The following is a 24,759-nucleotide window of genomic DNA, read 5'->3' on the forward strand; positions in this document are numbered from 1 at the left end:
ACGCATGTTTGATGCAGTCATCTTTGATCTGGACGGCACCTTGCTCGACACCGAAAGCCTGACCCAAGCGGCTGGCATTCTGGCCTTTGCCGAATGCGGTGTGACCGTCGACCCCGCGTTTTTGCACGGGCTGATCGGGCGGGATGACGTGACAGGCGCAGGCCTTATCCGCGCGCAGTTTCCCGATCTGGATTTCGCCACTTTCACAGCGGTGTGGACCCGCCAGGTCGCCGCGCATTACGCCAAAGGCATCCCGCTAAAACCTGGCACCCATGACCTTCTGGGCGCGATTGATCTGCCCATCGCGATTGCCACATCCTCGACCCGCGCACAGTTGGATTACAAGCTGGGTGTCAGCGATATTTCTCGCTATTTCAAACACTTCGTCACCTTCAACGATGTGAAACACGCCAAGCCCGCCCCCGATCCGTTCCTGTTGGCCGCCCATCTTTTGGGCGTCGATCCCGCCCGTTGCGTGGCGTTTGAAGATAGCGAGGCAGGCGCAGAATCCGCCCACAGCGCCGGCATGACCGTGGTCCAAGTCCCTGATATCAACCCCGCCTCTGGCCGCTTTGCCCATCTGGTCGCCCCCGATTTGCTGACGGGCGCACGCGAAATCGGCCTTATTCCCAAGTGATCTTGCGAATCCCCTATCCTCGTCTTATATGAGGGGTGAGAGGTTGGCGCGGGCAGGTGCCTCGCCAACCTGGTCAGGTCCGGAAGGAAGCAGCCACAACGAGCCCCACTTGGGTCGATGTCCAGCCTCTCACCCTACCCCCCACGCGGCGCAATATGGCCGCCCGCATTGGGATGCAACACCATTTCCCTTATTGAAAACAATGCTTTGGCTACCCTCGGCTGGACCGAAGATTTCGCGCGCCAAATCACCCCAGACGATGACGGCAGCCTGCCCGCCCGCGTGACCCAAGTGCACCGCGACCGTTTGGCAGTGCTAACGGCCGATGGCCCGCGCGAGGTGGCGCTGCCCAATGGCCACCCCTCGGGCAGCTTTGCCGTGGGCGATTGGGTGATGATTTCCGCCAGCCAATCTGTGATGCGTAGGCGGTTGGACCGTCACAGCCTGCTGCAACGCCGTGTCCATTCCCGCGCAGGCAGCCGCAATATCGGTGAATACCGCCTGATCGGCGCAAACATCGACACGCTGTTTATCACGACGTCCTGCAACGCCGATTTCAACGTGGCGCGCCTTGAACGCTATCTGACCCTTGCGCATGACGCAGGCGTCGAACCCGTAATTTTGTTGACCAAAGCCGATATGGCTGATGACCCCGAAAGCTATGCCATTGAGGCGCAAAAGCTGGGCCGCGACCTTGCAGTTCTGGTGCTGGATGCCCACGCCCCTGATGTGCCCGAACGGCTGGCGCAGTGGTGTACAATGGGCAAAACGGTGGCGCTGTCCGGCTCGTCCGGTGTCGGAAAAACCACTTTAACCAATGCCTTAACCGGTGGAGATGAGGCGACCCAAGGCGTGCGCGATGACACGCGCGGCCGCCACACCACCACCGCCCGCAGCCTGCACCCCTTGCCCCAAGGCGGCTGGCTGATCGACACGCCGGGCATTCGCGGTCTGGGCGTTTCAGACGCGGCCACGGGCATTGATGTGACATTTGCCGAGATTACCGAGCTTGCCGCCCAATGCAAATTCCGCGATTGCGCGCACGAAGGCGAACCCGGTTGCGCCGTGCAAGCCGCAATTAAAAGTGGCGAGATTGACGCCGACCGCCTTGACCGCTGGCGCAAATTATCGGCCGAAGATGCGGTGAACACCGCCAGTTCCGGTGCTGCGATGGGCAAAGGCTACGGCATCACCAAACGCGGCAAGGGCAAAGCGGTGGCCAAGCAAATCAAAGCCGCGCAAAAGCATAAAAAACGCTAAAGCGCCCAAATCAAAGGCCCGCCCAAACCCCTTGCGCATCCGTTTCCACCGCACAAGGCCGCACCAAACGCAGCCGCGCCAAGGCCGCCTTAGGCGCCTCACCCAATTCCACCATCAACCGCAGCGCAATCATCCCCGTGCGCCCGCAACCGCCCCGGCAATGCACCACAATCCGCGCGCCATTCGCCAAAGCAGCGTGCAGATCGGCTGACAGGTCGCCCCAACCGCCCATTGGCACGCCATAATCGGCAATCGGAAAACAGCGCTGCGCAATCCCCTCCGCCGCCAAAGCCCCGTTCAGATCCGGTGATAACGCTTCAAATTCAGCAGGTTCCACCAAACTCAGCACCAAATCCGCCCGCCAGTCCTGCAAGGCCGCCACATCGCCCGCTTGCGGCAAAGGGCACAGGCCCAACACCCCGCCCCCCACTGAAATCTCGGAAATCGAAAACACCGTGCGCCCCCATTTTCCAATAGACTAGCCCCACGGGTGGACGCGCCGCAAGCGAGTGCTTAGATTACCCCCAACGACGAATCCGAGGGAACCGCATGTCAGACACCGCCCAACCCGCCTATCAGGTTTTGGCCCGCAAATACCGGCCCGAAACCTTTGCCGATTTGGTCGGCCAGTCGGCGATGGTGCGCACCTTGAAAAACGCCTTTGCCGCAGATCGCATCGCGCAAGCCTTTATTATGACAGGGATTCGTGGCACCGGCAAAACCACCACGGCGCGGATCATCGCCAAAGGCCTGAACTGCGTTGGCCCCGATGGCACGGGTGGCCCCACGACCGAACCTTGCGGCGTCTGTGATCAATGCAAGTCGATCATGGAAGGTCGCCATGTCGATGTGATGGAAATGGACGCCGCCTCGCGTACTGGCGTTGATGACATCCGCGAAATCATCGCCTCGGTGGCCTACCGCGCCACATCAGCCCGCTACAAAATCTATATCATCGATGAAGTTCACATGCTGTCGACCAACGCGTTCAACGCGCTGCTGAAAACGCTCGAGGAACCGCCAGCCCATGTAAAATTCATCTTTGCGACAACCGAAATCCGCAAAGTTCCCGTGACCGTATTGTCGCGCTGCCAGCGGTTTGATTTGAAACGGATTGAACCCGAGGTGCAGATCGCCCTGCTGCAAAAGATTGCCAAAGGCGAAGGCGCGAATATTTCCGATGACGCGCTGGCCCTGATTACCCGCGCTGCCGAAGGGTCGGCGCGTGATGCGACATCCCTGCTGGACCAAGCGATCAGCCACGGGGCTGGCGAAACCACTGCCGACCAAGTCCGCGCGATGCTTGGGCTGGCCGACAGGGGCCGTGTGCTGGATCTGTTTGATATGGTCGTACGCGGTGACGCGGCGGCGGCCTTGACCGAACTGGCGGGCCAATATGCAGACGGCGCGGACCCGATGGCCGTGCTGCGCGATTTGGCAGAAATTACACATTGGTTGTCGGTTATAAAAATCACGCCAGAGGCCGCAGATGACCCAACCATCCCGCCTGATGAGCGCAAGCGCGGCCTTGATATGTCGTCGCGCCTGCCGATGCGGGTGCTAACGCGGATGTGGCAAATGCTGTTGAAATCGCTGGAAGAGGTGGCGCTGGCCCCGAATGCGATGATGGCGGCAGAAATGGCCGTGATCCGCCTGACCCATGTCGCCGATTTGCCCGACCCCGAAACCCTGATCCGCAAACTGCAAACGGCCCAAAACGCGGCCCCCACTGGCGGCGCGCCTGCGAGCGGCGGGGGCGGGATGGTGCATGCCACCACGCGGCTGCATGCCCCCGCGATGGGGCCGGTTCATGGGGCCGTCACCATGCAAGGCGGGCAATCGGCGGCGGTGGTGCTTGCCCCTGGTGCCTTGGAAAGTTTTGTCACCTTTGAGCATGTTGTCGACCTGATCCGCGAACGCCGCGATATGACCTTGCTGGTCGAGGTTGAGACGAACTTGCGGCTGGCAAAATATACGCCCGGTCGGATTGAATTTGAACCGACCGAAAAAGCCCCACGTGACCTTGCGGCGCGGCTGGCGGGGCGGCTTCAGGGGTGGACAGGGCAACGCTGGGCCGTGACGGTGGTGAATACCGGCGGTGCAGCAACGATTGCCGAGGATCAAGACAAAGGCCGGATCGAGGCGGAAGCGAAGGCGATGGAGAACCCGCTGGTGCAAGCCGTGTTCGCCGCCTTTCCGGGGGTGAAAATCACCGCGATGCGTAAACCCGAGCTGGAGGCGGCCTTTGATGCCCTGCCCGAGGTTGAGGATGAATGGGACCCGTTCGAGGAAGGCTAGCCTTGGACCCGGATGAAACAATTGGAGAAGAGACGATGCTAAAAGGTTTGGGTGGGCTTGGCGATATGGCCAAGATGATGAAAGCCGCGCAGGACATGCAGGGCAAAATGGCCGAGATGCAAGCGGGGCTGGAGCGGATCGTTGTGGTTGGCGAAAGCGGGGCTGGGCTGGTCCGTGCCCGGGCCACGGCCAAGGGCGAATTGACGGGGCTGGAAATTGACCCGTCGATCTTTGTCGCCTCTGAGAAGGAAGTGGTCGAGGATCTGATCCTTGCCGCGATCAAGGACGCACAAGGCAAAGCGAGCGAACGGGCGCAGGCCGAAATGGCCAAGCTTACCGAAGGCTTGGGCCTGCCTGCCGGCATGAAGCTGCCGTTCTAAATGACCCAAGCTCCGCGCGATATTGAGCAGTTGATTGACCTGATGGCCCGCTTGCCGGGCCTCGGGCCGCGGTCGGCGCGGCGGGCTGTTTTGATGCTGTTGAAAAAGCGGGGCGCGGTGATGGGCCCCTTGGCGCGGGTTATGGCCGAGGTGGCCGAAAAGGCCCGCGATTGCCAGACCTGCGGCAATATCAGCGGTGCCGAAATTTGCGAGATCTGCCAAGATGAGCGCCGTGCTACCGGCGAGATTTGTGTGGTTGAGGACGTCGCCGATTTATGGGCGATGGAACGGGGTCATGCCTTTAAGGGGCGCTATCATGTGCTGGGGGGCACGCTTTCGGCCCTTGATGCGATTGGGCCCGAAGAGCTGCGAATCCCTGCCTTGATTGAACGGGTTGGCCATGAAAATGCGCGCGAGGTCATTCTTGCCCTGAATGCCACGATAGATGGGCAGACTACGGCCCATTATATTTCCGAAGCCTTGGAAGGAACCGGAGTTTTGGTCACCAGTCTGGCCCAAGGGGTGCCGATCGGGGGCGAGCTGGATTATCTGGATGATGGCACCATCGGAGCGGCATTGAAGGCGCGGCGGACGTTCTAAGGGGGCAGGTCCGCGATGTGTCCGCGCGCGAACATTCACCTATGCAATTGATATAAAGTAGTTTTTACGTTTTCATTTACCAGATTTTAACCTGCACATTGCGGACGCCCTGATTTTGCACCTGACACGTAGCACAGGGCACGCCCTCTCTCGGATAAGAAACATCAACGCGCAACGTGTTTAGAAACTGGCGTTTAAGGGCTGGGCGAGCGCATCTGGCAAAAACATTTACCTAAGCCGTAATCTTTTGGTAAAAAGGGAAGGGGCTTTGGGTGACAATGCGGAGTGCGGTAACTAGCAACCAATCTCAGGTAAAGGCGGGTCGGTATTCGCTACAGAATTACTATTCACGGGCGTAAGCCCCCGACCCTGTGATAACCAGTATTGAATCTCACACGGAAAACATCAATTTTGGAATGAAATGCACATCATTTTCTTGAACGGTAGCGAATTCAGGGGCAGTTGGCGCGAATTCACCCGCGCGCTGTGGCATCCACTGTTCATTTTGCTGGTTCTGGGAATGACGGCAGTCATTTTTCTGGTTCGACCTTATGACCACATTCTGCCCGAAGAGGTAATTTTGCGCACGCTGATCGTCGCAAGCGCCGTCGTTGTATTTCTAGCCTTTGCGATTTTCTGCCTGTACCGCTGTGCGCGGACGCGAACCCGCACCTATGGCGTCGCAGTCATTGTTCCGGCGAATATTGTCACATCGGTTTGGGCCGTCAACCTAAGCGTTTTTGCCGGGGGGCACGCATTGGGTGCAATGGGTTGGGTGCAACTGATTGCGTTCAATTTTGTGTTCTGTCTGGTGGGCGAGCTGATTTTGGCAAGTTTTCTGTTGCGGCGCATTGCGTTGGAAACCGGATTGCGCGCCCATCCAATCGCCGTTTTTTCGCAATCGCTCCAGCCTGCGGCAAAACAGGCGATAGTATCAGACAGGCCCGAACCTGCCACGCCGCCAAGACCCCAGCAGCTTGAGATTTTGGGGCAACCCGTGGCGCTGGATCAGATCTGGCACCTGAAGGCCGAGGAACATTATGTATTGCTGAGCCTGCGGGACGGATCGTCATTGCTGCTGCGGGGGCGGCTTGCCGATGCGATTGCACAAGTGCCGATCGAGACAGGTTTGCAGGTGCATCGCAGCCACTGGGTCGCGCGGTCGGCGCTGGCCGATCTGGACCGCAAACGTGATGGCTGGCGGCTGCGGTTGCAAAATGGCGCAGATGTTCCAGTGGCCCGCAACCGCCAAACCGAGGTGCGCAGTTGGGTCGAAGCGGCGTTGCAAGCATCCTGATGGTTTAAGGAAATGGAAACACCCGCCAAATCCTTGGCGGGTGTTTTGTCTTGGGGCCAGCTTGCCGCGCTTATTTTTTGCGGCGCGGGTCCATGCCGTCTTCATCCTCGTCATCTTCATCATCCGCATCGGGGAGGTTGAAGAAGCTGTCGGCATCGGAATAATCGGTTGGTTTTTCCTCTTTTTCCGACAGGGTAAAGTTTTCAAGCCCTGCGATGGACGATGGCATTTTGGGTTCATCCGACATGCCAAGCGACTGTTCGGTCGAAACCAGCTTGCGGCGTTCATCATCCGACATCACGCCACCTTCGGCAGCCTTTTTGCGGACGGCGATTTGCACGGCGGCATCAAGTTCGGTCTGTTTGCACAGGCCCAAAGCCACCGGATCAATCGGGGTGATGTTGTTGATGTTCCAATGGGTGCGTTCGCGGATCGCCTGAATGGTTGGCTTGGTGGTGCCGACCAGTTTGCCCACCTGACCATCGGTCAGTTCGGGGTGGAATTTCACCAGCCAGAGGATGGATGCAGGACGGTCCTGACGCTTGGACAGCGGGGTATAGCGCGGGCCACGACGTTTTTCTTCGCCAACAGCCGAAGCAATGAATTTAAGCTTAAGGCGGTAGGCAGGGTCTTTCTGACCCTTTTCGATTTCGCCATGATCCAACTGGTTGTTGGAAACGGGGTCAAAGCCTTTGACGCCAGTGGCAACATCGCCATCGGCAATGCCTTGCACCTCAAGTTCGTGCAACCCGCAGAAATCGGCGACCTGTTTAAAGGTCAAGGTTGTGTTGTCCACCAGCCAGACGGCGGTTGCTTTGGACATCAGTGGCTTGTTCATCGCAACACTCCTTTATATATCCCTTCCATGCCGGAAAAACGGCTGCGGGCCGGGGCCTCGCGTCTTCTCGTTTTCGGGGAAGTCAATCGTGCATATAATAGGCCGAGCGGCCAGAGGAAAGAGAAAATGCGTGTTTTTGCAGTAGTGATCGGTTTTGTGATGGCTTTTTCGGGGGCTGTGGCGCGGGCGGACGGCGAAAAGGCCGGAGATTTCGACTATTATGTCATGGCGTTAAGCTGGTCATCGAACTGGTGTGCGTTGGAAGGCGATGCGCGGGGCGAGGACCAATGTTTGCCGGGTAAGGGCCTGACATTCACGCTGCACGGGCTGTGGCCGCAGTATGAAAACGGCTGGCCCGCCTATTGCCGGACCACGGCACGCGACCCGTCACGCGGGGAATCAGGGGCAATGGCCGATATTATGGGCGGCGCGGGGCTGGCCTGGTATCAGTGGAAAAAGCACGGGCGCTGTGCAGGACTGAGCGCGCAGGACTATTTTGCTACGGCGCGTAAGGCGTTTGGGTCGATCAAGGAGCCGGAGGTGTTTGCCAAGGTTAGCAAGGCGTTAGAGGTGCCTGCCGCCGTAGTGGAGGAGGCATTTTTGGCCGCCAATCCGGGGTTAGCAAAAGATATGATAACAGTGACCTGTAGCGCGGGCATGATCCAAGAGGTGCGGCTGTGCCTGACCAAGGATTTGCAGCCGCGCCGCTGTGGTGACGATGTCATCCGAGATTGCCGCATGACGGATGCGGTGCTGGGGGCGGTTCGGTAAGCTGGCACTTGACCTGCCTTTGGCGGGAGTATTTTTGCCAAGATAAAATTAGTCTTGGATTTTAAGGACTATTTTCCCGATATGGCCCGGTGTCTCTATCCGCCAATGGGCGGCGGGGGCTTGGTCGAGCGGGTATTCGCTGTCGATCACGGGTTTTAGGGCGCCGCGGGCGATCATGGGCCAGACATGCTGTTCGATTTGCGCGGCGATGCGGGCCTTGGCAAGGTCGGATTGCGGGCGCAGGGTAGAGCCGGTGATGGTAAGGCGGCGCACCATGAGTTCGGCGAAGTTGAGTTCAATCTTTGGCCCCGTGAGGAAGGCGATTTGGACAAGGCGGCCGTCGTCCGCCAAGGTTTTGATGTTGCGGGGCAGATAGCTGCCGCCGACCATGTCAAGGATCAGGTCCGCGCCGCCGTGGGGTTTCATTTCCGAGACGAAATCCTGTTCGGTATAGTTAAACGCGGCCTCGGCCCCCAGATCGGTGCAGACGGCGCATTTTTTATCGGATCCGGCGGTGGTGAAAACGCGGGCCCCGAGTGCGCGGGCGATTTGAATGGCGGTTGTGCCGATGCCCGAGGTACCGCCGTGGATGAGGAATTTTTCACCCGCCCGCAGGCCGCCGCGCATGACGATGTTGGACCAGACGGTAAAGCAGGTTTCGGGCAGGCAGGCGGCGTCACGCAGGCTTATCCCATCAGGGATGGGCAAGGCGTGGTCAGCGGCAGTGAGGGCGTATTCGGCGTAGCCACCACCAGGCAGTAGCGCGCAAACCGCGTCACCCACGGCCCAGCGGGTCACACCTGGGCCAATCGCCGCGACATGGCCCGAACATTCCAGCCCCGGCAAGGGTGAGGCGTTGGCGGGAGGGTTATAGGCACCAGCACGTTGCAAGGCATCAGGGCGGTTCACACCCGCATAGGCCACGCGGATCAGGATTTGACCGTGTTTCGGCACGGGCACCGGCACAGAACACGGGGCCAGCACATCGGGGGGGCCCGGCTGGGTGATTTCGATCGCGAGCATGGCGTGTGGGACGGTCATTTACTGTTTCCTAAAGGGTCAGAGCCGGAATTTTCCGGGCAGATCATCGGGCATTTTGGGCATATCTGGCATCTTGAACTTTTCCATCGCGTTAACCGCACCCGCAAAAGGCCCTGACCGCATGGCGCGCGCAAGGGGATTGTCACGCAAACCTGCCTTTAGCTTTTCGATCTGCATCACGTCCGCGATGCGCCGGTCCAAAAAATCCCATGTGGCGGCGTGGTTCGGGCTGTCATCGCCCAGCCAGAACAACACAGTGGACCCATAAACCGCCGACAGGGTCGCGCGTTTGGTGTACCAGTTGAAATCGGTCGAGGTATCGCCCAGCGCCTTCCAGATTGCATCGGCAGTGCCCCAGATCAGCTTGGCCCCCTCGCCCGCGTTTTGCGGCAAGGAAAACAGGGTGGTGCCACGGCGCACCAGTTCTTTATCCGTCACGAGTTCCAACCTTGCACGAACGGCAAAGGCGACACGGTCAGAATAGCGCATGCTGGCCAGATTGGCGCTGGCGAGGCGTTCAACCATCGCGCCATCACCCGTGCGGTGATAGTCTAACGCGAGGTCAAGGCCTGCGCGGGGGTACAAGGCGCGGGCCAAACCATCGGCTACGCCCGAATCGGCCACGGCGGCGCGAAAGGTCACTTCGGTCCAGCCATCAAAGGGCACGTGACCAAGTGCCGCCTGCAAAATCGCCTGTTTTGCTTGGTTCAGCCCGTTTCCTTCGGCATTCGGGTCGTTTTGCGTTTCGGTCATCACATCCTCCGGTATTGGCACGGTAGACAAGCCACCCCCCCTTTGTTATAGGGCGATTGCCTGCACATCCGTGCAAATTTAACTTAGAAAGGTGGTGAAAACCACATGCAGGTCAGCGTCCGCGACAATAACGTCGAACAAGCCCTTCGGGCCTTGAAGAAAAAGCTCCAGCGCGAAGGCGTGTTCCGCGAAATGAAACTTAAACAGCATTTCGAGAAACCGTCCGTCAAGAAAGCCCGTGAGCAAGCTGAAGCCATCCGGCGTGCGCGCAAGCTCGCGCGCAAGAAGCTCCAGCGTGAAGGCGGTCTTTAAGTAAAGATCGACGTTTGCGAACACTGGTGGGGGCGACCCCACTAAAAGGCTAACCCCCTTGCGCGAGCTTGGGGGTTTTTCTTTTGGTATTGGGGCGGAGTGGGTTGAGTTGGCTATGGGGTCTTTGTGTGGGGTGCTGCGGGATGCGCGGCGGTCCGCTGTCGCTGGAGGGACAAAACCCTTCAATAACGGATTGGGTTTTGAACAGGGTTTTTGGTGGCGGAAAACGGGGTGTTTTGCGGATGTTCCAAAAACGAGCGTTTTGGAACGACCCTGAGGTCCGCCAACGAACGGAGCGGACATCCACTTGCCATTAATGGCTGCACAGTATTATTCCTTGCGAACTTTCGTCGCAGAGAAAATGGTCACTAATCTTAAAGCCATTGCGGCAGGTATCGATAGTATTGCGCCAGCGGAAAAAGCTAAACAGCCAATTATCGCTGCCTTGCTAAGGAGCGACTCTACTTCCGCATACAAAAGGACGGCTAGCGGGCAGCAAGATAAAAAAGAGAATATTATTGCCGCAGATGTCCATTTGGGTAGCACCAATATCCAAGCGATAAATGCCGCTACCAGCCAGATGACTGGAGCACCAAAAATGAGTGGAATAAGGAAAAAAAGGCCTGCGCCAGCTCCTGTTCCACCCATCTTACTTGTTCCTCATTACAATAAAGGCCTTGCGGCAATCATCACACGAGGTTCCGACAGTCTGCAATGGGTGCGAGACCGTCATGCGCTACGCTAGCAATGCTTTCCAAAAACGACCGTTTATTGAACGGTTTGATACATGGCGTCGCTGTTGCATAACCGGCGGACCAACACATCGCCCCGCAAATTAGACCAACTTCGTTTCGCAATACGCATTTTTCTTTGCCTTTAGGCGATCACAGGCTCAGGCTGGCGCAAAAGGGGACCCGTGATGCAGATGACATGGCAGTTTTGGGCGCTGGCATCTGCCGGATTTGCGGCGATGACGGCGGTTTTGGCAAAGGTGGGGGTGGGCGATGTGCCACCCGACAGTGCCACCTTGGTGCGCACGGTGGTGATTTTGGTGCTGGTGGCGCTGATCGCACTGCTGGGGCGGGAGGGGTTTTCGCCCCTGGCCATCTCGGCCAAGTCTTATGTGTTTCTGGTATTGTCGGGGCTGGCCACGGGTGCGTCATGGCTGTGTTATTTTCGGGCGCTGAAGATGGGTGACGCGGCACGGGTGGCCCCGATTGACAAGCTGAGTGTGGTGCTGGTTGCCATTTTTGCCGCCGTGTTTTTGGGCGAGCATCTGAGCCTGCCCAACTGGTTGGGCGTGGCAATGATTGCGGGGGGCGCGGTTATGGTGGCGTGGCGATAAGGGAACGCAGCGAAACGTAGTATGCGGCGGCATTGTTTCGGCTACAATTTTATGTAAAACGGCGTAATCTTATCGAACCAACAAAGGCAGTTCCAAATATGTCCGCCAGCATGATGTCGACCGTTATCAAACCGATCCACCGTGAAGGCTGGCGTTTCATCCCGATTTTCGCGGTTGTGGCGTTGGTGTTGTTTTTCGTGTGGCAACCGCTGGGCTGGGTTGGTTTGGGGCTGACGGTTTGGTGCTATTACTTTTTCCGCGACCCAAAGCGGGTGACGCCGACACGTGACGGGCTGATCATAAGCCCTGCGGATGGGGTGATATCCTTGTTGGAACCTGCGGTGCCGCCATCGGAACTGGGCCTTGGGCCGGACCCGATGATGCGGGTGTCGGTGTTCATGAACGTGTTCAACTGCCATGTGAACCGCTTGCCGATTGCAGGGCAGATCACGAAAATTGCCTATCGTCCCGGCAAGTTTTTGAATGCCAGCCTGGATAAGGCGAGCGTGGACAATGAGCGGAATGCGCTTGTGGTACGGATGGAAGACGGGCGCGATTTGGCCGTGGTGCAGATTGCGGGGTTGGTGGCGCGGCGGATTGTGTGCGAGGTGCCCGAAGGTGCGCGTTTGCAAACCGGAGAGCGGTTTGGCATGATCCGTTTCGGGTCGCGGTTGGATGTGTATTTGCCTGAAGGGGTAGAACCGCTAGTGTGCCTTGGCCAGACGATGGTCGCGGGTGAAACGGTGTTGGCCGATATCACATCGACCGAGGCACCGCGTGTAGGGCGGGAAAGATGAACGAGGAGCCACAGCGCAAACGCGACAGCCTGTCCCTGATCCTGATGTTGCCGAATATGGTGACGATTTTGGGGTTGTGCGCGGGACTGACGTCTATTCGGTTTGTGCTGGTGGGGCGGTATGATATTGCCGCGGCCCTGATCATTTTCGCGGCGTTGATTGACGGATTGGACGGGTTGCTGGCGCGGCGGTTGAATGCCGCAAGCGATATTGGCGGCGAATTGGACAGCCTGTCGGATTTTCTGTGCTTTGGCGTGGCGCCCGGTATTTTAGTGTTTCAGTTCGCATTGGCCCGCGATTTTGCGACGGGTTGGATGTTTGTGCTGATCTATGTGTGCTGTGCCTGCCTGCGGCTTGCGCGGTTCAACGTGTCGCGCGATGAACCGCCGCCGGTGGGCAAGCCGCATTTTGTCGGTGTGCCCGCACCAGGGGGTGCGATGCTCGCGTTGCTGCCTGTGTTCTTGACCCAGCAAGGCATTGTCGATGCGCGCGATTTTCCGGTGGTGTTTGGCGTGTGGACGCTGATCGTGGCGTGGTTGATGGTGAGCAAAGTGCCGACGCTTTCGTCCAAGGCGGTGCGGGTCAAACGCGAATGGCAGCTGGTTGTGCTGTTGGCGGCGGCGGTGATTGTGGGGCTGATGGTCACGCGGTTCTGGCTGTTGTTGGTAATTTTAGATCTGGCCTATGCGGCGATTGTGGCCGTGGCCGTGATGCAGTATTTCCGCAAACCGCGCATCAGTTAGACCGACATTGCGGTGGTTTTGACCACGGTGCGCAAGGCAAAGCTGGATTGCATTTGTGCGACACCCGGCAGGCGAGACAGGTATTGGCGGTGGATGCGCGCAAAATCTTCGGTATCTTGGGCGATGATTTTCAGCAGGTAATCAGCGGACCCCGCCATCAGGTGACATTCTAGAATATCAGGAACGCGGGCGACTTCGCGTTCAAAGCGGTCGAGCAGGTCGTCGGCCTGACCTTGCAGGGTAATTTCAACGAAAACGGTTGTGGGCCGGCCCATGCGGCGGGCATCGAGCAAGGCGACGTAGCCTGCGATATACCCTTCCTCCTCTAACCTTTGCACACGCCGGTGGCATGCGGACGGTGACAAATTGATCCGTTCCGATAGTTCTGCGTTTGTGACGCGGCCCTCTTTTTGCAGAACGGTCAGGATTCGGCGGTCTGTTGCGTCAAGATCCAACATACAGGTGCTTTCTTTCAACGAATGTGCGGTTGTACCGAAGATTATACGCCAAGTTTTCAGAATTGCCATCCAGATATCAAAGAATCTGCGCAAGGGCCGCGCGATAATTTTTGAATAACCAAGGGAGGTTCTGAATGAAAATCGGTTGTCCAAAGGAAATTAAACCCCAAGAATTCCGTGTTGGCCTCACGCCCAATGCGGCGCGTGAGGCCGTGGCACATGGCCATAGTGTGTTGATAGAGACGCAGGCGGGTGTTGGTGCGGGGTTCACTGATACCGATTACATCGCGGCGGGGGCCAAGATTGGCGCCACGGCGGCAGATGTGTTTGCGCAATCTGAAATGATTGTGAAAGTGAAGGAACCCCAAGCAGGTGAGCGCGCGATGCTGCGCGAGGGGCAGGTTTTGTTTACGTATCTGCACCTAGCACCCGACCCTAACCAGACGCATGATTTGTTGAAATCGGGCGTCACGGCGATTGCCTATGAAACCGTGACAGATGCCAAGGGCGGTTTGCCGCTGCTGGCGCCGATGTCAGAAGTGGCGGGGCGCTTGGCACCGCAGGTGGGGGCCTGGACGCTGCAAAAGGCCAATGGCGGGCGCGGGGTTTTGCTGGGCGGTGTACCTGGTGTTTTGCCTGCCAATGTCGTTGTGATTGGTGGCGGCGTGGTTGGTACGGCGGCGGCGCGCGTGGCGATTGGCATGGGCGCGAATGTGACAGTGCTAGATAAGTCTTTGGCGCGGTTAAGCTGGCTGGACGATTTGTGGCAAGGGCGTTTGATGACGCAATATGCATCAGCAGCGGCCACCGCCGAATTGGTTAAGACCGCCGATATGGTGATCGGCGCGGTGCTGGTGCCAGGGGCTGCGGCACCCAAGCTGATAAAACGGGCGCAATTTGCTACGATGCGGCAAGGGGCGGTGCTGGTAGATGTGGCGATCGACCAAGGCGGCTGTTTTGAGACATCGCGCGCCACCACGCACCAAGACCCTATCTATGAGGTAGACGGGATTATGCATTATTGCGTGGCGAATATGCCGGGGGCTGTTGCGCGGACATCGACCCTCGCCTTGGCCAATGCGACGATGCCGTTCATGCTGGCGTTGGCCGATAAGGGTTGGAAACAGGCCTGCGCGGATGACAAGCACCTGCTGGCCGGATTGAACACCCATGCAGGGCATTTGACCTATGCGGCAGTGGGTGAGGCCTTGGGCCTACCTGTTATGGCGGCAGCAGAGGCGCTGAAAGTTTAAGCAACCCGAGACAGGAAAAAGGCCCCGCAGAGCGATCTGCGGGGCTTTATACATATCTGCCGGTTGGTAGATTATTTCTTGAGCGCGGCCAGAATTTGGGCCAGCAATTCAACCTCGGTTGGGCCAGCTGGGGCATCAACTGCAACCATTTCATCCTTTTTAATAGCGTTTTCTTTCAAGCGGTTCACAGCTTTGACCAACAGAAACACCACAAACGCGATGATCAGGAAGTTGATGCAAGCGGTGATGAACGCGCCATAGGCGAATACCGCCGCGCCGGACTCGCGGGCTGTTTCAAGACCAACGCCATCCGCCACGGTGCCGCTGAGGACTGCATACATATTGGTAAAGTCGACGCCACCCAAAACCAAACCGATGAGCGGGTTGATAAGATCGCCAACCAACGATGAGACGATCGCCGTGAAGGCCGCGCCGATAATGATACCAACGGCGAGATCCATTACGTTGCCTTTGGCAATGAAGTCCTTGAATTCTTTAATCATTTCTTGTCCCTTATTTTCTTAGGCTGCGCCATTCGGCCAATACGGGTTACGCGCACAGATCGTGTGGGTCACTTTGACACAAATCAACCGAATTTTAAGGGGGAAAATGCGGTTTTTGAGTGCAGAAGTGCAGGGATGCGCGCAAAAGCTTGAAGTTTACGCAGGCTTAATCGCGCGGGGCGGCCGCGCGGCGCAAACGGTCGTTGATTGCCCGGCCCAGCCCCGTTTCGGGAATGGGGGCAAAAGCAATCCCGCCCTGCCCTGTTTGTGCGGCCAAGGCATCGGCAAGGCGCAAGGTGTGAAACAGATTTGCAGCAGCTTCGATCAAATCGCCGCTTGGCGAAAGGGTCAATGGCGCGCCTTGGCAATCGGGGCCAAAGCCGACCCAAACCTCTTGGTGCTGGGGGGTGGTTACGGCCAGCCGCACGCCTGCATTTGGCGCATAATGCGATGCGAGTTGGCCGGGAGCTGTGGGTTTATTGGAGTCGCCACCAAGGCTAAGGGGGATGCCGAGGGCCGCCTCTATCGCCTCATGCGGCAGGCCGCCGGGGCGCAACAGGGTGGGCGCGCCATCAAGGCCCAGAATGGTGCTTTCCACGCCAACCACACAGGGGCCGTCATCCAAAACGCCCTCGATACGCCCTGACAAACCCGCATGCACATGATCGGCGCGGGTGGGCGAAATGCGACCCGACGGGTTGGCGGAGGGCGCGGCCAGCGGCCCGCCAAATGCGCGGAGCAGCGCACGGGCCGTGGGGTGGGCCGGCACGCGGATGGCCACCGTATCAAGGCCTGCGGTGACCAGTGGGGACAGGCCCGCATCGGGGTTCAGCGGCAATACCAGCGTCAGCGGCCCCGGCCAGAAAGCGGCGGCGAGTGCGAGGGCCTGATCGTTAAAAGCTGCATAGGATTGGGCGGTTTGTAGATCGGGGACATGCACGATGAGCGGGTTGAACTGCGGGCGGGCTTTGGCCTCAAATATCCGCGCCACGGCGGTATCGTTGCGGGCATCACCACCCAAACCGTATACCGTTTCAGTAGGAAATCCGACCAGCCCGCCCGCACGCAAAATATCCGCCGCTGCTGCGATGCCATCTGACGTTGCGTCAAGAGATTGGGTTTTGATCGGCATCGTGACGTAGCGTTGACCTTGAAGGCGGTTGGGTGGCGGTTAAACTTAATGACGACCGGACATACTTGTGTAACGTTGCTTTGCCAAGTCAATGCCATCAGATTGCCTTAGGAGACAATTATGCCGTACCGCTCGCCCCTGACCGAGTATCAGTTTCTATTCGACCATGTGGTCGGGTTCGGGCAGGTTGCCAAATCGCAGGTGTTCTCCGAGGCAACGCCCGACACAGTAGACGCGATTTTGACCGAGGCAGCCAAGTTGAGCGAGACCGTTCTGGCCCCCTTGCAACGCCCAGGGGATTTGCACCCGGCACGTTTGGAAAACGGGGTTGTACGCTGTTCGCCCGGTTTTGCCGAAGGATACCGCGCAATTGTTGAAGGGGGCTGGGTTGCGATTGCCGCCAACCCCGAATTTGGCGGTTTGGGCCTGCCGATGGCGCTGACCACGGCGGTGAATGAAATGATGGGATCGGCCTGTTTGTCGTTGCAGTTGAACCCGTTGATGACCCAAGGCCAGATCGAGGCGTTGGAACATCATGCGAGTGACGAGATCAAGGCGCTGTATATCCCCAAGCTGATCTCGGGCGAATGGTGCGGCACGATGAACCTGACCGAGGCGCAGGCGGGCAGTGATGTTGGCGCGCTGCGGTCCAAGGCGGAGCCCAATGGCGACGGGTCCTATGCCGTGTCGGGGCAAAAGATTTATATCAGTTGGGGTGATAATGATTTCACCGAAAACGTCTGTCATTTGGTGCTTGCCCGCCTGCCCGATGCGCCTGCGGGGGTTAAGGGCATAAGCCTGTTTATGGTGCCCAAGGTCATCCCCAATGCCGATGGGACATTGGGCGCGCGCAACACGCTTCAGGTGGTCAGCCTTGAGCATAAGATGGGGTTGCACGGGTCGCCCACCGCCGTGATGCAATATGACGGCGCGCAGGGCTGGTTGATTGGCGAGCCGCATATAGGTTTGGCCGCGATGTTCACCATGATGAACAATGCGCGTTTGGGTGTAGGGGTTCAGGGCATTTCGGTGGCCGAGGCGGCGTATCAGCATGCGCTGGCCTATGCGATGGGCCGAAAGCAGGGCAAAACCCCGAACGGCAAGGGCGTGATTGCCGACCATGCCGATGTGCGCCGCATGTTGGCCACGATGAAGGCCGAGGTGTTTTCGGCCCGCGCGATTGCGCTGTCTTGTGCCGTAGCAATTGATATGGCCAAGGCGACCGGATCGGCGGAATGGGCGGCGCGGGCGGCCTTGCTGACCCCGATCAACAAGGCGTTTGGCACCGATACGGGCATTGCAGTGGCCGATATGGGCATTCAGGTGCATGGCGGCATGGGATTCATCGAGGAAACGGGTGCGGCGCAATTTCTACGCGATGTGCGGGTGACGGCGATTTATGAAGGCACCAACGGCATTCAGGCAATGGACCTTGTGAGCCGCAAGATGATGGATAACGGCGAGGCGGCGTTCCGGTTGATCGAGGAGATCGAGCAGAACGCGCATGGCGTGCGGGCGCAGTACCCCAATATGGCGACTGCTGTGTGGAATGCGGCCGAGAGCTTGCGTGAAGCGACCGAAGGCTTGGTCGCACAAGATATGAACGATCGTTTTGCAGGGGCCGTGCCGTATTTGCGCGCCTTTGCACGGGTGTTGGGCAGCCATTACCACCTGTGCGCCGCGATGGCCGAAGGCGTGGATGGTCCCCGCACTGCGCTGGCGCGGGTGGCGATCAAGCGGCTGTTGCCGGAACATGTGGCGCTGCTTGCGCAGGTGCGCGAAGGGGCTGCGGGGCTTTATGCACTCTCGGATGAGGATTTGGTGGCTTGAAGGAGGCTGGGATCCGCTATCCGTTTGACGCTCCGCCCGAAGAAGGCCAAGCGGCTGAAGTGGCCGATGGTGTGTTGTGGATACGGCTGCCGCTGCCAATGGCGCTGGACCATGTGAATGTGTTCGCGCTGGATGACGGTGACGGCTGGACGCTGATTGACACCGGATTTGACAGCAAACGCGGGCGCGGGCTTTGGGCGCGGTTGCTGGCGGGCCCTTTGGCGGGCAAGCCTGTAACCCGCGTTGTGGCGACCCACCACCACCCCGACCACATTGGCCTTGCCGGTTGGTTTCAGGCGCAAGGGGCGGAACTGCTGACAACGCGCACCGCATGGCTGTATGCGCGCATGCTGACGCTTGATGTGCAGGCCGCCCCCTTGCCCGAACAAGTGGCGTTTTGGCGGGCGGCGGGGATGAAGGCGGGGCTGCTGGCGCAGCGCATGGTAGAGCGGCCCTTTAATTTTGCCGATGTTGTGGCCCCGTTGCCCTTGGGGTTTACGCGGCTGCAAGAGGGCGGGACGATAACCATGGGCGGGCGGCGTTGGGCCATTCGGATGGGCAACGGCCATGCGCCCGAACACGCGACGTTCTGGTCGCTGGATGATGATCTGGTGCTAGGCGGTGATCAGTTATTGCCGTCTATTTCCGCCAATATCGGGGTCTATCCAACCGAACCCGATGCCGACCCTTTGGGAGATTGGCTGACCAGTTGTGCGGCCTTTCAACCGCTGGCCCGTGATGACCATTTCGTTTTGCCCGGCCACAAGCTGCCCTTTACCGGCCTGCCCCTGCGGCTGCATCAGATGATTGAAAACCACCTTGGCGCGCTGGACCGTTTGCGTGCGGCGCTGGCCACGCCGCGCACGGCGGCCGAATGTTTTATGCCGTTGTTCAAACGTGAAATTACCGGCAGTGCCTATGGCCTTGCCTTGGTCGAAGCGGTGGCGCATTTGAACCACCTCTTGCACCGGGGCGAGGTTTCGCGGACCATGCGGGAGGATGGTGCGTGGGAATGGGTGAGGCATGGCTGACGAGATTATGACCGCTGCCGAGGCGATGGAGGCGACCGCAATGCCACGCGCCCGTGTGGTACATTGCGATGACGAAACCCCCGCAACCCCTGAGCAACTGCCCTTGCCCGAAGCCGTGGCGCGCAAGCCTGTCGGGCAGAAAAGCCCAGCGGAATGGGCCTATGAGCGGTTGATACTGTATCTGAAGAATTTCGAGGAGCAGCTGGACAAGAATCACGAGGTGGCGATGGGCTTCACCGGAAGCACGGCGGGTGTGTTGCGGATTGAAGGGGTTGGGTTTTTCGACCCCGATATCCTGACCTTTTACGGCAGCGACGAGGCTGGCACCAAGATGCAATTGATCCAGCATGTGACCCAGCTAAACGTGGTATTGCGCGCAATTTCCAAAGCAACCCCAGCGGAAGAGCCAGCACGGCGCATAGGGTTTCGGTTGGCGCAGGATTTGGGTGAGGCGTGAACAGGCCCGCAGCCAAGTCGCATACACTGACCCCGTGACAGCGAGACATGAATCAGTTAAACGAGAATGGACAATTTTGAAAAGGAGACGCCGCGATGGCCGAACACAAGCATGGCAGCATGGACACGAAGGTTCAGCAAAAGACCTTTGAAGGCTTTTTGCGCCTGTCAGCATGGGGCGCCGCGATTTCAATCGGTGTTCTGATTTTCATGGCTTTGGCAAACGCCTGATCCATTCTTTCAAGATTGTACGGCGCGTGAAGCTGCGCCCAAGGGGTAGCTATGCGCCGTATTGTTCTGTGTTTTGTTCTGCTGTTTACTTTGGCGGCCTGCGGCGGCCCTGCCGAACCGAAATGGGCACCTGACGCCGATGTCGCCCGCGCGCGGTACGTGGCGGGAGGCCCGCCGTCGGTAACGCTGTTTACGGTGCTGGCCACTAGAGACGGGTCTGGCGCGCATGCGGGCCTGCTGATTAACGGATCGCAGCGTGTTATCTTTGACCCGGCCGGCACTTGGCACCATCCCCAACTGCCCGAGCGCAATGACGTGCATTTTGGCATGACGCCGCTGATGCTGGATTTCTACATCGACTATCACGCCCGCGAAACCTTTGACGTAGTGGAGCAGACAATTGTCGTATCAGCCGAGGTCGCAGAATTGGTGATGCAGCGGGCAATGGCCTATGGCGCGGTGCCAAAGGCGCAATGCACCTTGGCAATTTCAAGCGTGCTGCGTGGCGTTCCTGGATTTGAAGGCCTGCCCGGCACTTGGTTCCCGAAAAAACTGATGGAGGCGTTCGGTGAGTTACCCGGGGTGAAAGCGCGCAAATACACGGATACGGACACGAACAACAACCACGGCGTTTTGCTGGTGCAGGCGGGTGACCCGCGCCTGCAATGACGGTTGTGCTGCATCACGGCCTGCCCGACAGACTGCGCGCCGAGGCGGCGGAGCTGTACTGGGAGGCCTTTGGCGAAAAGCTGTGCCGCGTAATGGGACCAAAACCAAGGGCGCTGGCGTTTTTGTACAACGCGCTGCGCGCAGATCACGTTATTTTGGCGTTGTCCCAAGGCGGGGTAGATAGGGGCGATCTGCTGGGCCTCGCAGGCTTCAAAACCCACGCAGGGGCATTCGCGGGCGGCGAATGGACCGATTTGAAAGCTGTCTATGGCCTGTTTGGTGCCGCTTGGCGGGCGACTGTGTTGTCATTGCTGGAACGCGATGTGGAAAACGAGCGGTTCCTAATGGACGGAATTTGCGTGGCCCCCGCAGCACGAGGACAAGGGATTGGCACACTGCTGTTGATCGCCGTTTGCAAAGAAGCCCAAGCGCACGGCTTTTGCGGTGTGCGGCTGGATGTGATTTCAAACAACCCGCGCGCCCGTGCCTTATACGAACGCTTTGGTTTTGTTGCGGTAAAGACGGACAGGCTGGGGCTGTTGCGCCATGTTTTCGGGTTTGACGCATCGACCACGATGGTCAAGACGCTTTAATCAAACGTCCCTGTCACACGGCCAAGCAGCATAAAGGCGCGGGCGGTGCGGGTTTCGGCCAGATCCGCCAATTCGGCGTCGGTCGCGTTCTTTTCAAATTCGGCAAAAGTTTTATCAAAGCTGCGCAAAAAGTGGTGTGCGGCATCGCGAAACACGGGGTCTTCGCGCATCCGCGCTGCCGACAGCGCAAGGCTGGACCGGTCGCGGATACCCCCCAAAGGCGCAATTTCACGGCCGCGTTCACCGCTGGCAAAACGGCGCCAAACCTCGGGGCGGCAGCGCTCGGGTTTCAGGTCATCCATATAGATGCCTTCTTGGCTGAGTAGGGTCAGCACATCTTGGGCCGCACGGATCAAGCGCGAGGTTTTACGATCTTCCAGCGCCAGACGCAGGGCGCGGAAACCAGCCTTGTCCTCGGCGCTTTCGGGAAAATGCACGGCGCGCACGAAATCCGCCACGGTCAGCGGCGCGCGCAATTCTTCGGCTGGGGTGCCAAGGGCGAGGAAGGGCTCTTCGTCGCTTGCCATTTTAATTGGCATCGTCAGCGCCGCCTTGCGATCGGCCGAGGGCACGGTCAAGGTGGTGTCGCGGCGCGACGAGAACATGGCCAATGCAGATTCGGTTTTGCGCTGTGCCGCGACAATTTCATCCAGCTTCTTCTCAACCGACGGCTGGGTGACGCCCACGCCCTGCTGGCCCACGATATAAGCGTGGCGCATGGCATCGACGGCAACTTGCAATCGCGATGCTTCCTCATGCAGCGCGCGGATGGTGCGGGCAGTGGATATGATGCCCCACAAAAGCGCCAGAGGCAAGAATACGACCAAAAGCAGCATCAACATTGACAAGGGGCCAGTCAGCACGCTTTCAGTGGACAAGATGAGCTGCGCCACGATCGCCACGATCCAGATCACGGCCAGCGCCAAAGCCACCATTTCAGATGGCCCCAGCTTGCTGTCATCTACAGGTGGCGTTGCAACGAGTGGTTTGGTGTGGGCCTTGGAGTCGGTCATCCGATTGTCTCGTCCTATGGTCGCAAATCGTCCCTAAACGCGCCGCTTAGCTGTATTTGATCGAAAGCACTTCATAGCTGCGCTGACCACCGGGGGTTTTCACCTCAACCGTGTCACCTTCGTCTTTGCCAATCAAGGCGCGGGCGAGAGGCGATTTGATGTTGAGCAGGCCTTTTTCAAGATCCGCCTCGGGCTCACCGACGATTTGAAAGCTGCGCTCTTCGTCCGTGTCTTCATCGACAAGTTTGACGAAAGCGCCAAATTTGATCGTGCCAGTGAATTTGCTGGAATCGATCACATCGGCCAGCGACAAAATTGCCTCTAGCTCTTTGACGCGGCCCTCAATAAAGCTCTGCTTTTCGCGGGCGGCGTGGTATTCGGCGTTTTCAGACAAATCGCCATGCTCGCGCGCCTCGGCTATCGCGCGGATTACTGCCGGGCGTTCCACCGATTTCAGCACTTTTAATTCTTCGTCGAGCGCGGTGAAGCCCGCGCGTGTCATCGGGATTTTTTCCATAGGCCTACACGTATAAAGTAAGAAAGCCACAGCCGTTGCGGGCCATGACCTCGTTTCAGGTTTGCTTGACCTTACCCAACAGCAGCGGGGCGGTAAATGCAAGGGGAATGGCAGTGTCAGGGCGGGGCATGCGAGGTTCTTGCCGACCCGTCGCAAAGACGCCACGTTCGGGGCTGTTTTGAGCAGGCCAGGGCGGCATATGCGTGCGGTAATGATTGAAACGATCGCCAAGCTGGGATACCCAGACGCGAAAGATTATGTCCGGTCCGCAAGCTACGCGGCACCACCTACAGTAGAGGAATAGCCAGATGGCCGAGATTGAACGCGAAGCGATGGAATATGATGTTGTAATCGTGGGTGCGGGGCCTGCCGGCCTCTCGGCGGCGATCCGGTTAAAACAGCTGGATGCGGATCTGAACGTGGTCGTGTTGGAAAAAGGGTCCGAGGTGGGCGCGCATATACTGTCGGGCGCGGTTTTGGACCCGTCGGGTTTGGACGCCTTGCTGCCCGATTGGCGCGACATGGGGTCGCCGATCAAAACGCTTGTGGCCGAGGATAATTTTTACATGCTGGGCGAAGGTGGCAGCGTGCGTATTCCGAACTGGCCGATGCCGCCGTTGATGAGCAACCACGGCAATTACATCGTGTCGATGGCAAATGTCTGCCGCTGGATGGCCGAAGTGGCCGAAGGTTTGGGGGTTGAGATTTTCCCAGGCATGTCGTGTTCCGAACTGGTTTACGGCGACAAGGGCGAGGTTAAGGGCGTTGTGGCCGGGGTGATGGGCCTTGCCGCTGATGGCACGCCCGGCCCGAACTATGAGCCAGGGATGGAGCTGCATGGCAAATATGTGTTCCTGTCCGAAGGCGTGCGCGGGTCGCTGGCCAAGGAAGTGATTGCCAAATACGACCTTTCAGAGGGCAAAGAGCCGCAGAAATTCGGCCTTGGCATGAAGGAAATCTGGGAGATTGACCCCGAAAAGCACAAGCTGGGCACCGTGACGCATACGATGGGCTGGCCGCTGGGCAGCAATGCAGGCGGCGGCTCGTTCATCTATCACATTGAAGGCAATCAGGTTTATGTGGGCTTTGTGGTTCATTTGAACTATCAAAACCCGCATCTGTACCCCTACATGGAATTCCAGCGGTTCAAGCACCATCCGATGGTGGCCGAGTTGTTGCGCGGTGGCAAGCGCGTGGCGTATGGCGCGCGGGCGATTTCCGAAGGTGGCTATCAGTCGATGCCGAAAATGGTCGCCCCCGGTGTGGCGATGTTGGGCTGTTCGGTGGGCATGGTCAACGTGCCACGCATCAAGGGCAACCATAACGCGATGCTGTCGGGCAAAGCGGCGGCCGAGGCGGCGTATGCTGCCATTGGCGCGGGGCGCAGTTCGGATGAATTGACAGCGTATGAGGCCGACGTGCGCGGTGGCGCGATTGGGGCAGACCTGAAAAAAGTGCGCAACGTCAAACCCTTGTGGTCCAAGTTCGGGCTGATTGCGTCGCTTATGGGCGGTGGTCTGGACATGTGGACCAACACGCTGGGCTTTTCGCTGTTTGGCACGCTAAGCCACGGCAAAACCGATGCGGCGGCCACGGGCAAGGCCAAGGATTTCGCACCGATCGCCTATCCGCGCCCTGATGGCGTGTTGTCGTTTGACCGTCTGACCAACGTGGCGTTTTCCTTTACCAACCACGAGGAAAGCCAGCCTGCACATTTGCATCTGAAAGATGCAAGCGTGCCGATCAAGGTGAATCTGCCCGAATACGCCGAACCTGCACAGCGCTATTGCCCTGCGGGCGTTTATGAAGTGGTGAGTGAAGAGGGCAAAGACCCGCGCTTTGTGATCAATTTCCAAAACTGCGTGCATTGCAAAACTTGCGACATCAAAGACCCAAGCCAGAATATCAACTGGACCACACCGCAGGGCGGGGACGGGCCGAATTACCCGAATATGTAGGCAATCGGCCACGCATCCGGTAAACGGCGCTAACAATCGCGCG

The 24,759-nt window shown here is 58.7% G+C and carries 29 protein-coding genes and 1 other RNA gene; 21 read left to right on the forward strand and 9 right to left on the reverse strand.

From position 1 onward, the window contains the following. Nucleotides 1-4 precede the first annotated feature (4 nt). The 3 genes from G560_RS19230 to rsgA all read left to right on the forward strand — a co-directional run bounded on the left by G560_RS19230 (nt 5) and on the right by rsgA (nt 1,897). Nucleotides 5-637 (forward strand): HAD family hydrolase, encoded by a 633-nt coding sequence (locus G560_RS19230; protein WP_022704628.1) that lies wholly within the window; start codon nt 5-7, stop codon nt 635-637. Between the two features lie 36 nt (nt 638-673). Then, nucleotides 674-772, forward strand: an RNA gene (gene ffs, locus G560_RS20680) — signal recognition particle sRNA small type. Nucleotides 773-844: 72 nt separating this feature from the next. Beyond that, entirely contained in the window at nt 845-1,897 is a 1,053-nt protein-coding gene (rsgA, locus tag G560_RS19235; RefSeq protein ID WP_231575840.1) for a ribosome small subunit-dependent GTPase A, read from the forward strand. Between the two features lie 10 nt (nt 1,898-1,907). Here rsgA and G560_RS0112405 read toward each other — a convergent pair whose 3' ends face one another. Beyond that, nucleotides 1,908-2,351, reverse strand: a complete 444-nt coding sequence (locus G560_RS0112405) for a phosphatase domain-containing putative toxin (protein WP_022704630.1) — start codon at nt 2,349-2,351, stop codon at nt 1,908-1,910. Between the two features lie 95 nt (nt 2,352-2,446). Here G560_RS0112405 and G560_RS0112410 point away from each other — a divergent pair, with 95 nt between their 5' ends. The 4 genes from G560_RS0112410 to G560_RS20360 all read left to right on the forward strand — a co-directional run bounded on the left by G560_RS0112410 (nt 2,447) and on the right by G560_RS20360 (nt 6,472). Beyond that, nucleotides 2,447-4,195 (forward strand): DNA polymerase III subunit gamma/tau, encoded by a 1,749-nt coding sequence (locus tag G560_RS0112410; RefSeq protein WP_022704631.1) that lies wholly within the window; start codon nt 2,447-2,449, stop codon nt 4,193-4,195. Nucleotides 4,196-4,230: 35 nt separating this feature from the next. Then, nucleotides 4,231-4,575, forward strand: coding sequence for a YbaB/EbfC family nucleoid-associated protein (locus tag G560_RS0112415; protein WP_022704632.1), 345 nt, complete (start codon nt 4,231-4,233; stop codon nt 4,573-4,575). Beyond that, entirely contained in the window at nt 4,576-5,175 is a 600-nt protein-coding gene (gene recR, locus G560_RS0112420) for a recombination mediator RecR (protein ID WP_022704633.1), read from the forward strand. 421 nt (nt 5,176-5,596) lie between these two features. Beyond that, on the forward strand, nt 5,597-6,472 hold the full coding sequence (locus G560_RS20360) for a LytTR family DNA-binding domain-containing protein (RefSeq protein WP_022704634.1): 876 nt from the start codon (nt 5,597-5,599) through the stop codon (nt 6,470-6,472). Between the two features lie 70 nt (nt 6,473-6,542). Here G560_RS20360 and G560_RS0112430 read toward each other — a convergent pair whose 3' ends face one another. After that, the gene (locus G560_RS0112430; RefSeq protein ID WP_022704635.1) at nt 6,543-7,310 is read right to left on the reverse strand and encodes a DUF1013 domain-containing protein; all 768 of its coding nucleotides are present in this window, start codon (nt 7,308-7,310) and stop codon (nt 6,543-6,545) included. Nucleotides 7,311-7,436: 126 nt separating this feature from the next. Here G560_RS0112430 and G560_RS0112435 point away from each other — a divergent pair, with 126 nt between their 5' ends. Continuing rightward, nucleotides 7,437-8,081, forward strand: a complete 645-nt coding sequence (locus G560_RS0112435; RefSeq protein ID WP_022704636.1) for a ribonuclease T2 family protein — start codon at nt 7,437-7,439, stop codon at nt 8,079-8,081. Between the two features lie 48 nt (nt 8,082-8,129). Here G560_RS0112435 and G560_RS0112440 read toward each other — a convergent pair whose 3' ends face one another. Together G560_RS0112440 and G560_RS0112445 are read right to left on the reverse strand one after the other, a co-directional pair. Next, the gene (locus G560_RS0112440) at nt 8,130-9,122 is read right to left on the reverse strand and encodes an NAD(P)H-quinone oxidoreductase (RefSeq protein ID WP_022704637.1); all 993 of its coding nucleotides are present in this window, start codon (nt 9,120-9,122) and stop codon (nt 8,130-8,132) included. An 18-nt stretch (nt 9,123-9,140) separates the two neighbouring features. Beyond that, nucleotides 9,141-9,875 carry a COQ9 family protein gene (locus G560_RS0112445; protein WP_022704638.1) on the reverse strand — a complete coding sequence of 245 codons (735 nt, stop codon included), beginning with the start codon at nt 9,873-9,875 and terminating at the stop codon, nt 9,141-9,143. Between the two features lie 105 nt (nt 9,876-9,980). On the opposite strand from G560_RS0112445, the gene rpsU reads away from it, so the two are divergent. The 5 genes from rpsU to pssA all read left to right on the forward strand — a co-directional run bounded on the left by rpsU (nt 9,981) and on the right by pssA (nt 13,072). Continuing rightward, nucleotides 9,981-10,187, forward strand: a complete 207-nt coding sequence (rpsU, locus tag G560_RS20685) for a 30S ribosomal protein S21 (protein WP_081647654.1) — start codon at nt 9,981-9,983, stop codon at nt 10,185-10,187. Nucleotides 10,188-10,503: 316 nt separating this feature from the next. Beyond that, on the forward strand, nt 10,504-10,932 hold the full coding sequence (locus tag G560_RS21035; protein ID WP_028914056.1) for a hypothetical protein: 429 nt from the start codon (nt 10,504-10,506) through the stop codon (nt 10,930-10,932). A 174-nt stretch (nt 10,933-11,106) separates the two neighbouring features. Further along, a complete protein-coding gene (locus G560_RS0112460; RefSeq protein WP_022704640.1) occupies nt 11,107-11,532 on the forward strand; it encodes an EamA family transporter in 426 nt (141 codons plus the stop codon). 71 nt (nt 11,533-11,603) lie between these two features. Next, complete coding sequence (locus tag G560_RS0112465) at nt 11,604-12,329, forward strand: phosphatidylserine decarboxylase (protein WP_269430446.1); 726 nt, start codon at nt 11,604-11,606, stop codon at nt 12,327-12,329. Then, nucleotides 12,326-13,072 carry a CDP-diacylglycerol--serine O-phosphatidyltransferase gene (gene pssA, locus G560_RS0112470; protein ID WP_022704642.1) on the forward strand — a complete coding sequence of 249 codons (747 nt, stop codon included), beginning with the start codon at nt 12,326-12,328 and terminating at the stop codon, nt 13,070-13,072. The genes G560_RS0112465 and pssA overlap by 4 nt, the downstream gene beginning before the upstream one ends. Here the strand turns inward: pssA and G560_RS0112475 are convergent. Beyond that, nucleotides 13,069-13,527, reverse strand: coding sequence for an Lrp/AsnC family transcriptional regulator (locus tag G560_RS0112475; RefSeq protein ID WP_028914057.1), 459 nt, complete (start codon nt 13,525-13,527; stop codon nt 13,069-13,071). The genes pssA and G560_RS0112475 overlap by 4 nt on opposite strands. A gap of 137 nt (nt 13,528-13,664) precedes the next feature. On the opposite strand from G560_RS0112475, the gene ald reads away from it, so the two are divergent. After that, complete coding sequence (gene ald / locus G560_RS0112480) at nt 13,665-14,783, forward strand: alanine dehydrogenase (RefSeq protein ID WP_022704644.1); 1,119 nt, start codon at nt 13,665-13,667, stop codon at nt 14,781-14,783. Nucleotides 14,784-14,854: 71 nt separating this feature from the next. On the opposite strand, the gene mscL is transcribed toward ald, so the two are convergent. Together mscL and G560_RS0112490 are read right to left on the reverse strand one after the other, a co-directional pair. Beyond that, a complete protein-coding gene (gene mscL / locus G560_RS0112485) occupies nt 14,855-15,286 on the reverse strand; it encodes a large conductance mechanosensitive channel protein MscL (protein ID WP_022704645.1) in 432 nt (143 codons plus the stop codon). Nucleotides 15,287-15,452: 166 nt separating this feature from the next. Beyond that, entirely contained in the window at nt 15,453-16,418 is a 966-nt protein-coding gene (locus tag G560_RS0112490) for an L-threonylcarbamoyladenylate synthase (protein ID WP_022704646.1), read from the reverse strand. A 120-nt stretch (nt 16,419-16,538) separates the two neighbouring features. Here G560_RS0112490 and G560_RS0112495 point away from each other — a divergent pair, with 120 nt between their 5' ends. The 6 genes from G560_RS0112495 (at nt 16,539) to G560_RS0112520 (ending at nt 21,228) form a co-directional block, all read left to right on the forward strand. Then, nucleotides 16,539-18,248: an acyl-CoA dehydrogenase family protein gene (locus tag G560_RS0112495; protein WP_022704647.1), complete on the forward strand. Its 1,710-nt coding sequence runs from the start codon at nt 16,539-16,541 to the stop codon at nt 18,246-18,248. Then, nucleotides 18,245-19,279, forward strand: a complete 1,035-nt coding sequence (locus tag G560_RS0112500; protein WP_022704648.1) for an MBL fold metallo-hydrolase — start codon at nt 18,245-18,247, stop codon at nt 19,277-19,279. Before G560_RS0112495 ends, G560_RS0112500 begins: the two co-directional genes overlap by 4 nt. Continuing rightward, nucleotides 19,272-19,736, forward strand: a complete 465-nt coding sequence (locus G560_RS0112505; RefSeq protein ID WP_022704649.1) for a DUF6173 family protein — start codon at nt 19,272-19,274, stop codon at nt 19,734-19,736. The genes G560_RS0112500 and G560_RS0112505 overlap by 8 nt, the downstream gene beginning before the upstream one ends. A gap of 95 nt (nt 19,737-19,831) precedes the next feature. Beyond that, on the forward strand, nt 19,832-19,966 hold the full coding sequence (locus G560_RS0112510; protein WP_022704650.1) for an aa3-type cytochrome c oxidase subunit IV: 135 nt from the start codon (nt 19,832-19,834) through the stop codon (nt 19,964-19,966). Between the two features lie 51 nt (nt 19,967-20,017). Beyond that, nucleotides 20,018-20,635, forward strand: coding sequence for a hypothetical protein (locus G560_RS0112515; RefSeq protein ID WP_022704651.1), 618 nt, complete (start codon nt 20,018-20,020; stop codon nt 20,633-20,635). Beyond that, nucleotides 20,632-21,228 carry a GNAT family N-acetyltransferase gene (locus G560_RS0112520; RefSeq protein WP_022704652.1) on the forward strand — a complete coding sequence of 199 codons (597 nt, stop codon included), beginning with the start codon at nt 20,632-20,634 and terminating at the stop codon, nt 21,226-21,228. Before G560_RS0112515 ends, G560_RS0112520 begins: the two co-directional genes overlap by 4 nt. On the opposite strand, the gene G560_RS0112525 is transcribed toward G560_RS0112520, so the two are convergent. Together G560_RS0112525 and greA are read right to left on the reverse strand one after the other, a co-directional pair. Further along, nucleotides 21,225-22,241: a hypothetical protein gene (locus G560_RS0112525; protein ID WP_022704653.1), complete on the reverse strand. Its 1,017-nt coding sequence runs from the start codon at nt 22,239-22,241 to the stop codon at nt 21,225-21,227. The two genes, G560_RS0112520 and G560_RS0112525, sit on opposite strands and share 4 nt — an antisense overlap. Before the next feature lie 46 nt (nt 22,242-22,287). After that, a complete protein-coding gene (greA, locus tag G560_RS0112530) occupies nt 22,288-22,758 on the reverse strand; it encodes a transcription elongation factor GreA (protein WP_022704654.1) in 471 nt (156 codons plus the stop codon). Between the two features lie 308 nt (nt 22,759-23,066). Here greA and G560_RS0112540 point away from each other — a divergent pair, with 308 nt between their 5' ends. After that, a complete protein-coding gene (locus tag G560_RS0112540; protein WP_022704655.1) occupies nt 23,067-24,716 on the forward strand; it encodes an electron transfer flavoprotein-ubiquinone oxidoreductase in 1,650 nt (549 codons plus the stop codon). Nucleotides 24,717-24,759 lie beyond the last annotated feature (43 nt).

Source organism: Pseudorhodobacter ferrugineus DSM 5888, from assembly GCF_000420745.1.
Lineage (GTDB): Bacteria > Pseudomonadota > Alphaproteobacteria > Rhodobacterales > Rhodobacteraceae > Pseudorhodobacter > Pseudorhodobacter ferrugineus.

Coding starts and splice junctions, on each gene's coding strand:
- G560_RS19230 (WP_022704628.1), top strand. CDS start 5: ATGTTTGATGCAGTCATCTTTGATCTGGACGGCACCTTGCTCGACACC.
- G560_RS0112435 (WP_022704636.1), top strand. CDS start 7,437: ATGCGTGTTTTTGCAGTAGTGATCGGTTTTGTGATGGCTTTTTCGGGG.
- G560_RS0112505 (WP_022704649.1), top strand. CDS start 19,272: ATGGCTGACGAGATTATGACCGCTGCCGAGGCGATGGAGGCGACCGCA.
- recR (WP_022704633.1), top strand. CDS start 4,576: ATGACCCAAGCTCCGCGCGATATTGAGCAGTTGATTGACCTGATGGCC.
- G560_RS0112460 (WP_022704640.1), top strand. CDS start 11,107: ATGCAGATGACATGGCAGTTTTGGGCGCTGGCATCTGCCGGATTTGCG.
- G560_RS0112495 (WP_022704647.1), top strand. CDS start 16,539: ATGCCGTACCGCTCGCCCCTGACCGAGTATCAGTTTCTATTCGACCAT.
- G560_RS0112520 (WP_022704652.1), top strand. CDS start 20,632: ATGACGGTTGTGCTGCATCACGGCCTGCCCGACAGACTGCGCGCCGAG.
- G560_RS0112490 (WP_022704646.1), bottom strand. CDS start 16,418: ATGCCGATCAAAACCCAATCTCTTGACGCAACGTCAGATGGCATCGCA.
- G560_RS0112515 (WP_022704651.1), top strand. CDS start 20,018: ATGCGCCGTATTGTTCTGTGTTTTGTTCTGCTGTTTACTTTGGCGGCC.
- G560_RS0112410 (WP_022704631.1), top strand. CDS start 2,447: ATGTCAGACACCGCCCAACCCGCCTATCAGGTTTTGGCCCGCAAATAC.
- G560_RS21035 (WP_028914056.1), top strand. CDS start 10,504: ATGGCTGCACAGTATTATTCCTTGCGAACTTTCGTCGCAGAGAAAATG.
- G560_RS0112510 (WP_022704650.1), top strand. CDS start 19,832: ATGGCCGAACACAAGCATGGCAGCATGGACACGAAGGTTCAGCAAAAG.
- ald (WP_022704644.1), top strand. CDS start 13,665: ATGAAAATCGGTTGTCCAAAGGAAATTAAACCCCAAGAATTCCGTGTT.
- G560_RS0112415 (WP_022704632.1), top strand. CDS start 4,231: ATGCTAAAAGGTTTGGGTGGGCTTGGCGATATGGCCAAGATGATGAAA.
- greA (WP_022704654.1), bottom strand. CDS start 22,758: ATGGAAAAAATCCCGATGACACGCGCGGGCTTCACCGCGCTCGACGAA.
- G560_RS0112525 (WP_022704653.1), bottom strand. CDS start 22,241: ATGACCGACTCCAAGGCCCACACCAAACCACTCGTTGCAACGCCACCT.
- G560_RS0112430 (WP_022704635.1), bottom strand. CDS start 7,310: ATGAACAAGCCACTGATGTCCAAAGCAACCGCCGTCTGGCTGGTGGAC.
- rpsU (WP_081647654.1), top strand. CDS start 9,981: ATGCAGGTCAGCGTCCGCGACAATAACGTCGAACAAGCCCTTCGGGCC.
- G560_RS0112445 (WP_022704638.1), bottom strand. CDS start 9,875: ATGACCGAAACGCAAAACGACCCGAATGCCGAAGGAAACGGGCTGAAC.
- pssA (WP_022704642.1), top strand. CDS start 12,326: ATGAACGAGGAGCCACAGCGCAAACGCGACAGCCTGTCCCTGATCCTG.
- G560_RS20360 (WP_022704634.1), top strand. CDS start 5,597: ATGCACATCATTTTCTTGAACGGTAGCGAATTCAGGGGCAGTTGGCGC.
- mscL (WP_022704645.1), bottom strand. CDS start 15,286: ATGATTAAAGAATTCAAGGACTTCATTGCCAAAGGCAACGTAATGGAT.
- G560_RS0112440 (WP_022704637.1), bottom strand. CDS start 9,122: ATGACCGTCCCACACGCCATGCTCGCGATCGAAATCACCCAGCCGGGC.
- G560_RS0112540 (WP_022704655.1), top strand. CDS start 23,067: ATGGCCGAGATTGAACGCGAAGCGATGGAATATGATGTTGTAATCGTG.